Here is a 15041-nt window from a genome sequence, read left to right on the forward strand (position 1 = left end):
CGTCGTGGACGCCGTGTTCGGGAGGTGAAGCGGTGAACGGCGCGCTTTTGGTGGCCGGGACCACCTCCGACGCCGGGAAGAGCGTCGTGGTGGCCGGGCTGTGTCGGCGGCTGGCCCGCGAGGGGGTCAAGGTCGCGCCGTTCAAGGCGCAGAACATGTCGCTCAACTCGATGGTCACCGCCGACGGCGCGGAGATCGGTCGCGCCCAGGCGATGCAGGCGGCGGCGGCGCGGATCGAGCCGGAGGCGGTGATGAATCCGGTACTGCTCAAGCCCGGCGGCCTGATGAGCAGTCAGGTGGTACTCCTCGGCAAGCCGATCGCCGAGGTCGGGGCGCTGAACTACCGTGATCTGAAGCCGCGTCTGTTCGAGGCGGTACTGGACTCGCTGGCCGATCTGCGGGCGCGTCACGACGTCGTGGTGTGCGAGGGGGCGGGCAGTCCGACCGAGATCAACCTGCGCGATCGCGACATCACCAACATGGGACTGGCCCGGGCCGCCCGGTTGCCGGTCCTCGTGGTCGGCGACATCGATCGCGGCGGCATCTTCGCGTCCTTCTTCGGTACCCTCGCCCTGCTCTCGCGCGAAGACCAGGAACTGGTCTGCGGGTTCGTGATCAACAAGTTTCGCGGCGACGCGCGCCTGCTGGATCCGGCGCTGACCCGGATGCGCGAACTCACCGGACGCCCGGTCATGGGCGTGCTGCCCTTCCTCGGCGGCCTGTGGCTGGACGTCGAGGACTCGCTCGCCCTGGACGCCGACCGGGGCACGGCCGAACCACCGCTCGGCCCGGACGTCCTGCGCGTCGCGGTGGTGCGACTGCCCCGGATCAGCAACTTCACCGACATCGACGCGCTTTCCGTCGAGCCCGGCGTGGTGGTGCGCTTCGTGAGCACGCCCGGCGAGATCGCCGACGCCGACCTGGTGGTGCTGCCCGGCACCCGGGCGACCGTCGCCGACCTGGGTTGGCTGCGCGAACGCGGCCTGGACACCGCGCTGGCCCGGCGAGCCGCCGAGGGGCGGCCGATCCTGGGCATCTGCGGCGGCTACCAGATGCTCGGGCGCGAGATCGACGACGACGTGGAGAGCCGCGCGGGGACGGTGCCGGGTCTGGGTCTGCTGCCGGTCCGAGTACGCTTCGCCGCCGACAAGACCCTGGCCCGGCCGCGTGGTTACGCCGACGGATCGCCGGTGACCGCGTACGAGATCCACCACGGCGTGGTCGACGTCGAGGGAGGCGAGCCGCTGTTCACCGACGCCGACGGCGGTGCCCTGGACGGTTGCCGAGTCGGCGAAATCACCGGCACGTTGTGGCACGGCGCCCTGGAGAACGACGCCTTCCGCCGCACGTTCCTGTCCCGAACCGCCACCCGATCCGGCCGCCGCTTCGTCGTCTCCCCGAACACCTCCTTCGAAGCCGCCCGCCAGTCCCGCCTCGACGCCCTGGGCGATCTGATCGCCGACCACCTGGACAACGCCGCGGTCGACCACCTGATCACCCGAGGCCCCACCCCGGCCCTGCCGTTCGTCCCCCCGGGCGCCTGAGCGCCCGGCATCCACCGGCCGGGGCCCGCGGCACGCGGGGCTCCCGGCGCGCTCGCCCCGTTCGCCGCCGGCCGTGGGGAAATACCCCGGACGGGATCTCCGTCGATCGTCGATGATGGGCTCGGGGGTCCGGCGCGGACGGGGTGGAGAGATCGGGGGGCTGTGATGCGGGTTTTGTTGGCCGGGGACACGCACGGGAACGCCGGGCACATGCGTCGTGTGCTCGATGTCGCCGCCGAGCTCGACGTGGATCTGGTGTTCCAGCTCGGCGACTTCGGCTACTGGGAGCACGAGCCGTCCGGCGTCCGGTATCTGGACGCGGTCAATCGCTCGGCCCGCTCGTGTGGTGTCGACGTCTACTTCCTGGACGGAAACCACGACAAGTCCTCGCTGCTGATGGAGTCCTACGGCGACGACCGGGACGAGCAGGGGTTCGTGATCGTGCGCCCCCGGGTGCGCTACGCGCCGCGCGGGCATCGTTGGTCCTGGCGCGGGACGAACTTCCTCGCCTTCGGCGGCGCGTTGTCGCTGGATCGGGAGCGCCGGTTGGCCGAGGAGCGGCGGCGGTACGAGAAGGCGCTGCGCAAGGAGGGCTTTCGGGTCGGCGCGGGTCGCCCGCCCACCGCGGTGCCGACCCACGCCGGCAGCCTGTGGTTCCCGGAGGAGGAGGGTACGGACGCCGACGTGGACACGATCCTGACCGACCCCTCGCCGGTGGACGTCCTGCTCACCCACGACAAACCGCTGCGGGCCGCACCCGAGTTCAACCGCAAGAGCGAACCACGCTGCCTGCCGAACCAGGCCCGGATCCAGCGCCTGGTGGACGCCTACCGGCCCGCCGTCGCCGCGCACGGCCACCTGCACTTCCGGTACACCGAGGAACTGGCCCACCCCGACGGCTCGGTGACGCGCGTCGAGGGTGTGGCCGCCGACCCGATGGCGTCCCACGACGTCCCCGGCTACCGGGTCGCCGATTCGTGGCTGCTCCTCGACCCGGCCGCGTCGCCCTCGCCGGCCGACGCCGATCCCGACACGGTGGAAGCGACCACCGGCTCCCGGCCTGCCGCCGGCGCCGAGCGTATTGCCTCGACGAAGCGGGGGAGGGTGGATAACCTCGGCGCGCACACATGATCGAATCACCGAGCCGAATCGAGCCGGTCCGATGCGGGCCGATGCGGGCGGCCTCCGGACGGGTGATGTACGAGAGGGACCACGTGTCCGACACCCCCACCGCCGACGCGCCCACCGAGGCCGCGCGTCGGCGTCGCCGCGCACCGCTCCTGGTGGTCGGCGGAATCGTTACGGCAGCGCTCGTGGCCGGCGCCCTGACGATCGGCGGCGCCTTCGACGGCGACGGCGACTCCGCGGCCCCGACCGCGCACGAACGCCCCGCCGACGGCACCCCGCCGCCCGCGACCTCCGAAACCCCGGAACCGCCCTCCACCGTCACCCGCATCACCCGCGCCGACGTCAAGGCCCTCACCGACGCCCGCACCCGGGCGCTCCGGGACGGCGACGCGAGCGCGTTCGTGTCCGGGATCGACCCGGCGAACACGGAACTGCTGTCCGGGCAACGGCGGTTGCTCGCCAACCTGCGGCTTTTCCCGTTCGCCGGGGCCGAGTTCCTGCCGCCGACGAGCCTGGACGTGGTGCAAGCGGCGGACGCGGGCGCGTACTCGCACGACATGGTGATCGTGTTCTCCCACCAACTCGACGGAATCGACAGCGAGCCGGTCGCCGAGACCTACACCTGGACGCTGAGCCGGGCCTCGATCGACGCGCCCGTGCGGATCACCAAGATCGTCGGGAGCAACGCGACGTCGAATCCGACCCGGCCGATCAGGTATCCGGCCGCGTGGGACGGCGACGAAGTCGCCGTGGTCGAACGCGAACACATCCTGCTCGCGGTCGCCGCCACGGACCGGGACCGGGCCGCGGCGTGGGCCGATCGCGCCGAACTCGCGGCGAAGCGCAACGCCGAGGCGTGGCACGGGCCGGCGATCACCCCCAGGCGGTTCGCGGTCTTCGTACCGACGAAGCGGGAGACGGTCCGCGGCGTGCTCGGCGGCCTGACGGGCTCCTGCGAACTCGTCACGCCCGCCCGGCCCGGCGGCGGAAGCATGTCGCCCGTCGGCGCCCGGGTCACCTTCGACGGCGCCGATACCGCGTTCGCGTCCTCGACGAACCCGGACACCGGCATCGGCCTGATCCGCCGGGAACTGGCCCAGGCCATGGTGGCGCAGTTCGCGCAATCGTCGTTGATCGGCGGCGGCGGCCGTTCGCGCTGGGTCTCCGAGGGCTTCGCGTACTACCTCGCCGGCGACGACGGATTCCGGAACGCGGCCCGGGCCGAGCTGCGGGCCGGCCGGTTCAGTGGCAAACTCCCCGTCGACACCGATCTGTTGCCGAATGTGAAGGGTGATCAGGCCGCCGGGGCGGGCTTCCACGTCAGCATGCTGACGATCCGGTACCTCGCCGAGAAGTACGGCGCGGCCGAGGCGGACGGGTTCGTGGTCGCGATGTACGCGAACCCCGCGTCGCTCGACGCCGCGATCAAGGCGGCGAGCGGGCTGGAGCGCGCTGCGTTCGAGGCCGGATGGGCGGACTACGTACGGGCCGAGATCGGCGGTTGACCCGCGGCGGCTACCGCGCGTGACCGTACCGGGCCCCACTGCCGAGGCTGTCCGGGCACGTGGATAGCCTCGGCGAACACATGATCGGATCGCCGATCCGGGGCCGGGGGCGGAATCATCGGACCGGCGGTCCAGGGGAGGACTGGCATGTCCGACATGCCCAACATCGCCGACGGCGTGACACACCCGCCGCGCGGCACCACGACAGCAGACCACGAACAGCCGTCCACGGGGTGGGACATGGGCACGAACGAGGACGCACGGGAAAACCCGGACCGTTCGACGGAGGAGCAAGCACCCATACCTCCCCACGCGCCGGCAACCGCGGCCACACCCACGGGCGCGCCGGCGACCGCCGCCGCGCCCGTTCCCATACCCGCCGACCAACCCGCGCCCGGCGCGGAGGCAACCATCGGGCGGGTGCCCGAAAACGCGGCGCCGGCGCCCGCCGGCGCGGGCGGTACGCCTCCGGTACCCGTCACTTCGCCCGACCCGGATCCGGTCCCGCCCGCCGCCGCGCCGGCGGGCGCACCCGCACTCCCCGGCGAGCCCGCACCCGTACTCGCCGCCGCGCCGGGGACCGGGTCCGCCGGTGCCACCGTGCCCGCCGACGAGTTCGCGCCCATACCCGGCGACGGACCCGCGCCCGCGCCCGCATCCGCGACCGGCGAGGAGGTGGCCGGGCGGCCGGTCGAGGACGTGGTGCCGGTGATCGGCGGCGCGGCGCCCACACACCCGGTGCCCGTCGCCTCGTTCGACTCGGCCCCGCCGACGACCGCGCCGGCGTCCGCCGTCGCGACAGCCGCCGGCCCCCCGCCCCTCGACGCCGACGCCGCCCCCACCGGCAACGCCTCGGGAGCGATACCGCCCACCCCCGAGGCGCCCCCCTTCCCGGCGCCCGCCGGCCCCTACGGGCCCCTCCCCTTCCTGCCCGCTCCCGACCGGCAGCGGCGCGACGCCCGCCGTCACCTCCTGGCCGCGGCCGGTGGGGTGCTCGCGATCCTCGCCCTGCTCGCCTCCCTCGCCGCCGGCGGCGTGTTCGACCCCACCACGACCCCGACCGCCGCGCCGTTCGCCGAGGAGGAGGCCGCCGGCGGCTCGGCCAAGGCCGGGGACAAGCCCCAGGTCACCCGGATCGCCGCCGCCGACCTGGCCGGCCTGGCCGACAGCCGTACCCAGGCCCTGAAGTCGGGGAACGTCGACGGCTTCGTCGCCGGAATCGACCCGGCCGCACCCGAACTCGCCACCGCGCAACGCCGGTTGTTCGCGAACCTGCGGCTGTTCCCGTTCACCAGCGTCGAGTTCCGGCCGTCCACCGCGACCGTCGAGCCCGCGAACGACGCCGGCCCGCTCACCCGCGACGTCAACGTCGTCTTCGCCCACCAGATCACCGGCGTCGACAGCGAGCCGATCGCCGAGCGCTACACCTGGACCGTCTCGCGCGCGTCCGTCGGCGCCCCGCTGCTGATCACCAAGATCGTCGGCGGCTCGACCCGCGGCGGCGGCAACGCCTTCCCCGCCCCCTGGGACGAGGACGCACTCGCGGTGATCGAACGCCCGCACGTCCTGCTCGCCGTCCCGGCCGGGAACAAGGCCAAGGCCGCCGCCTGGGCCGACCGGGCCGAGAGCGCGCTGAAGAAGAACCTGGCGGTGTGGAAGGGCCCGGCGATCACCCCGCAGCGCTACGTCATCTACGTCACGCCCGACCACGAGACCTTCATCCGCGCACTGTCGGGCAACGACCTGCCCAACGTCACCGGCGTGTGCCGCACCATGCCGCCCGCGCGCCCCACGATGGGCCGCGACCAACCGATGGCCGGCAGCCGGATCACCCTGGACGGCTCGGACGAGATGTTCGCCAAGAACGACGGCGAGCAGCAGACACACCTGATCCGGCACGAACTCGGCCACGCGATGGTCGCCGAGTTCGAGCGCGGCGGCGAGGGGCCGCCGCTGTGGGTCTCGGAAGGCTTCGCCGAATACCTCGCCTGGACCGACCTCTCGCTGTCCGAATGGTTCCAGCCGACCGCGCGCGAGCAGGTCCGCGCGGGCAAGTTCTCGGGCAAGTTGCCCACCGACGCCGACGTCAACTCGCCCGACGCCAAGACCTCGATGGTCGCCTACCACTACAGCATGCTGACGATCCGCTACATCGCGGAGAAGTACGGCGTCGCCAAGGCCGACGAGTTCGTCGTCGCGGTGTACAAGGATCCGACCCCGGCCGCGATCGACGCCGCGCTCAAGGAGGCCACCGGTCTGGACCGGGACACCTTCGAAAGCAACTGGGCCAAGTACGTCAAGGCCAAGGTGGGCAACTGACGTGCACCCCCAGGACCCCCCGAACCCTCGAGACGAACAGGCCCCCCGGATCCTCCCGGCCCCCCACGACCCGTACGGGCCGTGGCCGAACGCCGTCGAACCCCGCCGCTCCCGACCGTGGGCGATCTGCGTCGCCCTGCTCGGCGCGCTGGTCTCGCTGGCCTTCCTGATCGGTACGACCGCGGTCGCCGGCCGACCCGCCGGCCTGGACAGCGCCGACCGCCTGCTCGGCGCCGAAGATCCGACCCACGCCGGCCCGCCCCCGGCGCCCGCCCCGGCCGCCGACTCCGCGCGCGGGCCCGGCCCCGGCGCCCCGACGACCGAGGACACGTGGCCCTCGGACCGGATCGACACACGCGTGTTCTTCCGCCTCCAAGCGCTCGCCGACACCCGCACGGCCGCCTTCGAACAGGGCGACGAGGCGGCCTTCCTCGCCCCCGTCGACCAGCAGGACCGGGCCCTCGTCGACGGCCAGCGGCGGCTCTTCGGCAACCTGCGCAAGATCCCGTTCGACGCCGCCCGCTGGGTCGCCCGCGGCGGCGACAGGAAGGTGGTCACCGCCGACGGCTCCGCCCCGGGGCGGGCCGGCACCCCCGCCGCCTGGCCGGTGACGATCAGCGTGAACGTGGCCTTCGAGCACACGATCACCGGCGTCGACGTGGGCCGCGTCCCGGAGACCTACACCTGGAAGGCGCGCTGCGCCGACCCCACCGACCGCTGCACGCTGATCGGCCTGGACGGCGCCGCCGACGCGGACACCAACGGCGGGTTCGCCGGCTACCCGGCCGCCTGGGACCTGTGGGACCTCCAGGTCGAACGCCGCACGCACGTCGTGGTGATGGGCCCGAAGCAGAACGCGAGCGCGCTGCGCCGGAACGCGGACCTGGCCGAGCAGGCCGCCGTGTACACGCTCGGCGCCTGGAAGGGCGGCGCCGGCACCTCGCCCGGCTTTGCCCTCGTGCTGACCTCGTCCCGAACCTCCTTCGGCAAGCTCTACAGCAGCAGCGAGATCCAGGACTGGGCGGCGGGATACGCGTTGTCCATGCCCGGCACCGACCGGTTCGTCGGCGGGGTCCGCATGGTCGTGGACGACGAACAACTCGCCGGCGACGCGGCGTTCGCGCCGATCCTGCTGCGGCACGAGATGACCCACGCCCTGATCGCCCCGCTGGCCCGGCCGGGCGTCACCACGACCCTGCCCACCTGGCTGGCCGAGGGCTTCGCCGACTGGCAGGCCGAGGCCGACCGACCGCTCGCGCGCGAGATCACCACGAACATCCGCGCGCTGATCGACCGGGGCGGGTTCACCGGCGCGCTGCCCGCCGACGAGGACTTCGACACCGCCGACGAGGACCGGGTCGAAAACGCCTACAACCTGGCCCACCTGATGGTGCGATACCTGGCCCGGACGTACGGCGCGGAGCGCGTCTGCGCCTTCTTCACCGATGCCCTGGCCGGCCGACACGCCGACATCGACGAGACACTGACCGCGAGCTTCGGCCCGTCCCCGGATCGCCTGCGCGCCGACTGGGCGGCCTGGGTCCGCAAAACGGTCTGACGGGGCCGCGACGAAGGCCGGGCCCGAACGCCGGAAGCCGCCGGGGGAACCAACCCCCGACGGCTTCCGCACACTCGCCCCGACTCCCAAGCCCGAAGCCCCGGATTCCCGGCGCTCGACCCGTGCGCCCGATCAGGCCCCCATCGCCAGCGCCGGCGGCCGCACCGGCTCGGCCAGCCACTGCGCGCCCTCGACGCTCGCCACGCCGAACGCGAGCACCAGGGCCCGGGTCGCCGACGGCTCGTACGGCTGGAACAACAGCCGCATCCCGGCCTCCGCCGGCGTCCGCGCCGCCTTGCGCTGGTTGTCGCTCCCGCACGCGGCGACGGTATTCAGCCACGAGTCGGCCCCACCGCGGGAACGAGGCAGCACGTGGTCCACCGTGGTCGCGCGCCCACCGCAGTACGCGCAGCGCCGGTTGTCCCGAAGCAGCACACCCCGGCGCGACCACGCGGCCTGTTGTCGGAACGGCACCCGAACGAACTTGAGCAACCTGATCACCCGGGGCAGCGGGATCTCCACGGTCGCGGCCCGTACCACCCGGCCGGGATCGACATGCTCGACGACCGCCTTCTCCTGCAGTACCAACACGAGCGCGCGCTTGAACGACACCGTCGCCAGCGGCTGATACGTCGCGTTCAGCACCAACGTCTCCCGCATGCGACCTCCCCTCACCTGGTCGACGAGGGGACGAGCGAGCACATTCGAACGCGCACCGAACCGACCGGGCGCGATCACGCGCTCAGCTTTGGGGCGGTGCCGCGACGCTCATGCGCACCCTTCGACTCGACGAACCGTCAGTACGGACAACTCGACCACTGTGCCGTTCGGGCGATCATCGGGACAACGCAATTACCGGACGAGATTCCGCTTTCACACGGTCGGACGCGGCTCAGCGGGCGTACGTGGACACCAGCACGGCGCGCGCGAGGGTGTGCGCGAACAGGTTGAACCCCACGAACGCGGGCGTCGCCGTCTCGTCCACGCCGAGCTCGGCCACGTCCAGCGCGTGCACCGTGAAGACGTACCGGTGCGGGTAGTGGCCCTCCGGCGGCGCCGCGCCCACGTAGCCCGGGCCACCGGTGTCGTTGCGCACGTGGAACGCGCCGGCCGGCAGCGCCTTGCCGTCACTCGCGCCCGCGCCGCTCGCCAGTTCGGTCACCGTCGCCGGGACGTCGACCACCACCCAATGCCAGAAGCCGCTGTGGGTGGGCGCGTCCGGATCGAAGCAGGTCACGGCGAAGCTCTTGGTGCCGGTCGGGAAGCCGGACCAGGACAACTGCGGCGAGAGGTCTTCGCCGCCCGCACCCATGACGCCGCTGACCTGTGCGGTCGGCAGAACCCGTCCGTCCGTCAGATCCGCACTCGTGAGCGTGAAGGTGGGCTTCGCGGGCAGGTACTCGTACGGCAACGGCGGCTTGGTGGGCTCGGACACGCGAGACTCCGAATCGTGCGCACCGGCGCCCGGCCGGCTGCCGAACGCCTCGTTCGGACGAGCCTATTCTCACCGTCCGCGAAACCGGCGAAGATCGCGTAGGTATCCTCGCGCCAACAGGGGGCAACAGGGGGGAGGCATCCGGCGTGACCGAGCCGAGGCACGAAACCGGCGACGCCACCGACGACGCCTCATCCGCCACACCCACCGACCCGCCCGTCGGGGCGGAGCCGACCACGGGCGCCGAGCCGGCCTCCCGCGCCGAGCCGGCCCCGCCCGCGGAGCCGGGGGACGGGACGGCGGATGGCGGGGGCGCGGATCGACCGAGCACGGACGATCCCGCCGAAGACCGTGCGCCCGCGGACGGTGTCACGGCGGAGGATCGCGGGATCTCCGAATTCGCCGCGATACCCGGCAGCCGAATATCGAACCAGGGGTCCCCGGCCGAGACACCTCCGGCCGAGGCATCCCCGCCTGACGCTCCCGTGTCGGCCACCGCCATACCCGCCGCCGTACCCCCGGCCTCCGCACCGCTCCACCCCGCGGCCCCGGCCCGTCCCCGCTCCGCCGTCCGTCGCCTCGCCGCCCCCCTGCTCGCGCTCGCGCTGGCCCTCGCCGCGCTGATCGCCTTCGGCGTCACCCTCGGCGGACCGGGCAGCGCCAAGCCCCACGCCGCCGACGGCGCGCTCGGCGCCCCGCGCCCCGGCACCGCCACGCCGATGGCCCCCGCGCACGGGCCGACCATCGCCACGGCGGACATCCAGGCCATCGCCGACCGGCGCACCGCGGCGATCCTGGCCCAGGACGAACCCGCGTTCACCGTCGACCTCGACCCGGACGTCCCCGACCTGGTCGGCGGCCAACAGCGGCTGCTCCGCAACCTGGCCCTGGTGTCCTTCGACCAGATCGGATATCGCGTCGAGACCGTGCAGACGATGCCCGCGATCGACGACCGGATCACCGCCTACGTGGACGTCTCCTTCGACCACCGCATCTCCCGCGCCGACACCGCCACCGTCGGCGAGGGCTACCGCTGGACCGTCGTCCGGGACGCCCCCGGCGCGCCGTTGCGGATCACGGGCGTGGACGGCACCCCCTACGAAGGGGCCGGCTACGCCTACGCCCGCGACTATCCCGCCCCCTGGGACCACGCCGACCTGACCGTGGTCCGTCGCGAACACGTGGTGGTCCTCGCCGGCCCGGCCACCGCCCGGGGCGCCGACCGCCTCGCCGACGCCGCCGAGGAGGCCGCGCGCGCCGACATCGACACGTGGGCCGACGGCGGCCCGTCCGGCACCGCCCCCGGGTTCGTGATCGTCCCCGTCGCCGACCGCGACACGTTCTACCGGCTCTACGGCGGCCGCACCGGCGAACACGGCGAGGAATCCGGCCTCACCTACGCCCTGCGCACCATCGGCCCGGACGGCAAGGGCCACTTCGGCGGCTCGCGGATAGTCCTGGACACCACGTCGGGCTGGTTCACCTCGCCCAACCCGCGCCGACTCGGCGAACTGCTGCGGCACGAGATGGCACACGCCCTGGTCACCCCGCTGCGCAACGAGGTGCCGAACCAGGACCAACCCGTCTGGGTCGTCGAGGGTTTCGCCGACTGGCTGTCCCTGCGCGGACACACCCTGCTCGGCACCGACGAGCTGTACGAGGCCAGGACCTACATCGCCGGCAACCGCTTCACCGGCAAGCTGCCCACGGACAACGAGCTGTACCAGGCCGACACCGTCGGCAACGCCGCCGCGTACGAGCTGGCGCACCTGGCCATCCGCCGGATCGAGGAAATCGGCGGCACCCAGGCCGTGTACGGCTTCGTCACCGCCGTCTACGCCGACCCGGCCCCCGCGGCCGTGGACGCCGCGCTCGACCGGGCCACCGGCCTGCCCCGAGCCGAGTTCGAGGCGGACTGGGCGGCCCGGGTACACGCCCTCCTGGACGCCTGACCCGGCCCGGCACCCGCTCACCCGATCCGGAACCCGGTACCGCCCCGGCCCGCGACGCCTAGAACCAGCCCCGACGCTGCCCCAGTTCCTGGAACCAGCCGTGCAGGTAGGCGTGCCAATCGGTCTGGTGCGCGCCCGCGTGCTCGACGGTGAAGCGCCGGATCGCGTCGCTCCCACCCGAGAGCGCGCCACCCTTCTTGTCGATCTCCAGGATCACTTCGGTCCGGTGCTCACCGGATACGAAGGTCAGTTCCACCTCGTTGATCCCGCGCGCGTACGCCTGCGGCGGGGTGAACTCGATCTCCTGATAGAACGGCAGCCGCTGATCGGTGCCCCGAATGTGCCCCAGTTCGAGGTCGGCGGCCCGGAAGTGGAAGCCCAGGTTCCCGAACGCGTCCAGGATCAACGCCTGTGCCGGAAACGCGCCCACCGCGACCGGGTCCAGGTCGCCCTTGTCGATCGCGCGGTCGATGGCCAACTCGGTGCGCACCCCGACGGTGGTACCGCGCAGGGGCACCCCCCGGAACGTGGTCAGCGGCGCCTCCCACGGCACCGGCAGCCGGAAGTCCAGGTCGTGCGCGGCGCCCTCGCGCAGTGTGAACGCGCCGCCGACCTGCTGCCGACCGAACTCCACGTTGCGCCGCTGCTCGCCGTCCTGGGTCTCCACCTCGACCACGGCCTGGAAGCCGACGAACAGTCCCTCGATCTCCTGGTCGACCTTGCCGCCCAGGATCCGGATCCGACCCTCGACCACGCCGCCGGGCGTGGTCTCGGCCGCGTGCAGCTCGGTCTCCACCGAGGCACCGCCCGCGCCCATGCTCGCCATCAGCTTCTTGAAAACCATCGGGTCTCCTCCCCTTCCCACACGACCTCCGCCGTGCGGAATCGTTACGCCGGGCCATTCCATCACGCACGACCGGCCGTAAGCTGGCTCCCCATGCGTGCTCCCACCGCCGCCGCGGGCCCCACCGCTCCGCTGCCACGCTCGTTCTTCGACCGCCCGGTCCTCGCCGTCGCCGCCGACCTGCTCGGCCGCACCGTGGTCCACGAGACCGAGGCGGGCCCGGTCGAACTGCGGCTGACCGAGGTCGAGGCGTACGACGGCGCCAACGACCCCGGCTCCCACGCCTTCCGCGGCCGAACCGCCCGCAACGCGACGATGTTCGGCCCGCCGGGACACCTGTACGTGTACTTCACCTACGGCATGCACTACTGCGCGAACCTGGTCTGCGGCCCACCCGGCCGCGCCTCCGGGGTATTGCTGCGCGGCGGCGAGATCACCACCGGCCTCGCGCTGGCCCGCGCCCGCCGCCCGACCTCCCGCAAGGACACCGACCTCGCCGGCGGCCCCGCCCGCCTCGCCACGGCCCTGGCCTTCGACCGCACCCAGGACGGCGTCGACGTCTGCGACCCGGCCGGCCCGGTCCGCGTCCTGTACGGCACCCCGCCCCCGCGCACCGCGATCCGCACCGGCCCGCGCACCGGCGTCGGCGGCGGCGGAGCGACCCAGCCCTGGCGCTTCCACATCGCCGGCGACCCGACGGTCAGCCCGTACCGGGCCCACCAGCCCCGCAAGCGCACCACGAAGCCCGCCGAGCCGTCCGCCGCGGGCGATGCGGCGCAAAGCGGTTGGCGTCGAGGGCGGAGCGTCGGGCACCCTGGCACCACCGGTCGCACCACCGACCCGCACCATTGACCCACACCACTCCACCTACCGAGGAGACCAGGCACTGTGACGGACATCGTCGACGAGCTGCGGTGGCGGGGCCTGCTGGCCCAGACCACCGACGAGGACGCGCTCAAGAAGGCGTTCGCGGACGGTCCCGTCACGGCGTATTGCGGGTTCGACCCGACCGCGGCCAGCCTGCACGTCGGGCACCTCACCCAGGTGCTCACGCTGCGCCGGCTCCAGCTCTTCGGCCACCGCCCGATCGCCCTGGTCGGCGGTGCCACCGGACTGATCGGCGACCCCAAGCCGTCGGCCGAACGCGCGATGAACGAGGTCACCACCGTCGTGGGCTGGACCGACCGGATCCGCGGCCAGCTCTCCGCGTTCCTCGACTTCGAGGGCGACGAGCCGAACACCGCGGTGATGGCGAACAACCACGACTGGATCTCGCAGTTGAGCATCGTCGAGTACCTGCGCGACGTGGGCAAGCACTTCAGCGTCAACCAGATGCTCGCGCGCGAGACGGTGAAGTCCCGGCTCGCCGGCGAGGGGATGAGCTACACCGAGTTCAGCTACGTGCTGCTCCAGTCCTACGACTTCGTCGAGCTGTACCGACGGCACGGCTGCACGCTGCAGATCGGCGGCAGCGACCAGTGGGGCAACATCACCGCCGGCCTGGACCTGATCCGACGGATCACCGGCAACGAACCGCACGGCCAGGCGCACGCGCTGACCACGAACCTGCTCACCAAGGCCGACGGCACCAAGTTCGGCAAGACCGAGGGCGGCACGGTCTGGCTCGACCCCGAGCTGACCACGCCGTACGCCTTCTACCAGTTCTGGCTCGGCGCGGACGACCGCGACGTGTCGCGCTACCTGCGTACGTTCAGCTTCCGCTCGCGCGAGGAGATCGAGGGCCTGGAGCGAGACGGCGAGGAACGCCCCGCCGCCCGCATCGGCCAACGCGCGCTCGCCGAGGAGTTGACCACGATGGTCCACGGCGTCGAACAGTGCGCCGCGGTCGTCGAGGCGAGCAAGGCGCTGTTCGGCCAGGGCGACCTGACCGCGCTCGACGAGCCCACACTGCGCTCGGCCGTGGCGGAACTCCCCGGCGCACGGCTCTCCGAGGGCCCGACCGTGGTCGACGCCCTGGTGGCCACCGGCCTCGCCCCCAGCAAGGGCGGCGCTCGGCGCACCATCAAGGAGGGTGGCGCCTACCTCAACAACGTGAAGGTGGCCGACGAGGACGCGGTGATCGGCGCGACCGACCTGCTGCACGGTCGCTGGGCCCTCCTGCGCCGCGGCAAGCGCAACCTCGCAGCGGCGGAGATCACCGCCTGACACACGGCAGTTGATGGTTCACCAGCTGTTCGCTCGGAAGACGCGTCAAGCCGGTTCCCGACCCGTTCCACTGGGTATAGGGGATCGGCTTGACCCGTCCAAGAGGGTGGTTTAAACTCGTACGAGTCGCTACTTCGGGAGATCCGGACAGGCGCGCCCCCAACACCGGCGCGATGGCCGATCCCACCGCGACTCATACCCCAAACGATCGATCCGGCCACGGACAGCCTTCGGCTGCGCCGTGCCTGTGGTGTCTCCATGGGTGTGAACCAGCAGCACCAGTGATCGAGACAGTCCTTGTGAAACACGCGGAATTTGATCATCCAAATTCCGGGGGTTTTATTTGTGCTGCCATTTATTACTGGAAATCACATTCCGTGAATGTGGTTCGGAAATACCGCCGAAACCTGCTAAGGTTGAGGCATCGAGCACCGGAGAGATCCGGAGCAAGACGCGCGGCTCGCAAGTCGCCGGCACCGCAGGATTGATCAAGCGGGGTCGGTGGAGGCGGGAAAACGGGTCTGCTAAGCTCGCCGGGCCGGAAGCGGAGAAACGAAAGTTTCGAAAGCGGAAGGCAGCGGGAACGGACG

At 72.3% G+C, this 15041-nt stretch carries 10 protein-coding genes and 1 pseudogene; 8 read left to right on the forward strand and 3 right to left on the reverse strand.

Going from position 1 to position 15041, the window contains the following annotated elements:
* The first annotated feature begins 32 nt into the window (after positions 1–32).
* From EMA17_RS36080 to EMA17_RS36100, 5 genes are all read left to right on the forward strand, one after another.
* Positions 33–1544, forward strand: a complete 1512-nt coding sequence (locus EMA17_RS36080) for a cobyric acid synthase (protein WP_126641385.1) — start codon at positions 33–35, stop codon at positions 1542–1544.
* 165 nt (positions 1545–1709) lie between these two features.
* Complete coding sequence (locus tag EMA17_RS36085) at positions 1710–2675, forward strand: metallophosphoesterase family protein (protein ID WP_126641386.1); 966 nt, start codon at positions 1710–1712, stop codon at positions 2673–2675.
* Positions 2676–2740: 65 nt separating this feature from the next.
* Entirely contained in the window at positions 2741–4177 is a 1437-nt protein-coding gene (locus EMA17_RS36090; protein WP_126641387.1) for a hypothetical protein, read from the forward strand.
* Between the two features lie 147 nt (positions 4178–4324).
* Positions 4325–6496 (forward strand): gluzincin family metallopeptidase, encoded by a 2172-nt coding sequence (locus EMA17_RS36095; protein WP_126641388.1) that lies wholly within the window; start codon positions 4325–4327, stop codon positions 6494–6496.
* Between the two features lies 1 nt (position 6497).
* Entirely contained in the window at positions 6498–8054 is a 1557-nt protein-coding gene (locus EMA17_RS36100) for a peptidase MA family metallohydrolase (protein WP_126641389.1), read from the forward strand.
* 132 nt (positions 8055–8186) lie between these two features.
* Here EMA17_RS36100 and EMA17_RS36105 read toward each other — a convergent pair whose 3' ends face one another.
* Both EMA17_RS36105 and EMA17_RS36110 read right to left on the reverse strand, forming a co-directional pair.
* Positions 8187–8714 carry an HNH endonuclease gene (locus EMA17_RS36105; RefSeq protein WP_126641390.1) on the reverse strand — a complete coding sequence of 176 codons (528 nt, stop codon included), beginning with the start codon at positions 8712–8714 and terminating at the stop codon, positions 8187–8189.
* Positions 8715–8946: 232 nt separating this feature from the next.
* Positions 8947–9489 (reverse strand): YbhB/YbcL family Raf kinase inhibitor-like protein, encoded by a 543-nt coding sequence (locus EMA17_RS36110; protein ID WP_126641391.1) that lies wholly within the window; start codon positions 9487–9489, stop codon positions 8947–8949.
* Positions 9490–9974: 485 nt separating this feature from the next.
* Here EMA17_RS36110 and EMA17_RS36115 point away from each other — a divergent pair, with 485 nt between their 5' ends.
* A complete protein-coding gene (locus EMA17_RS36115; protein ID WP_126641392.1) occupies positions 9975–11441 on the forward strand; it encodes a hypothetical protein in 1467 nt (488 codons plus the stop codon).
* A 58-nt stretch (positions 11442–11499) separates the two neighbouring features.
* On the opposite strand, the gene EMA17_RS36120 is transcribed toward EMA17_RS36115, so the two are convergent.
* Positions 11500–12285, reverse strand: a complete 786-nt coding sequence (locus tag EMA17_RS36120; RefSeq protein WP_126641393.1) for a sporulation protein — start codon at positions 12283–12285, stop codon at positions 11500–11502.
* Positions 12286–12378: 93 nt separating this feature from the next.
* On the opposite strand from EMA17_RS36120, the pseudogene EMA17_RS36125 reads away from it, so the two are divergent.
* Positions 12379–13026, forward strand: a pseudogene (locus tag EMA17_RS36125) (DNA-3-methyladenine glycosylase); the annotation flags it as partial.
* A 147-nt stretch (positions 13027–13173) separates the two neighbouring features.
* On the forward strand, positions 13174–14451 hold the full coding sequence (gene tyrS, locus EMA17_RS36130) for a tyrosine--tRNA ligase (RefSeq protein WP_126641394.1): 1278 nt from the start codon (positions 13174–13176) through the stop codon (positions 14449–14451).
* The last annotated feature ends 590 nt before the right edge of the window (positions 14452–15041 follow it).

The organism is Embleya hyalina, assembly GCF_003967355.1.
Taxonomy (GTDB): domain Bacteria; phylum Actinomycetota; class Actinomycetes; order Streptomycetales; family Streptomycetaceae; genus Embleya; species Embleya hyalina.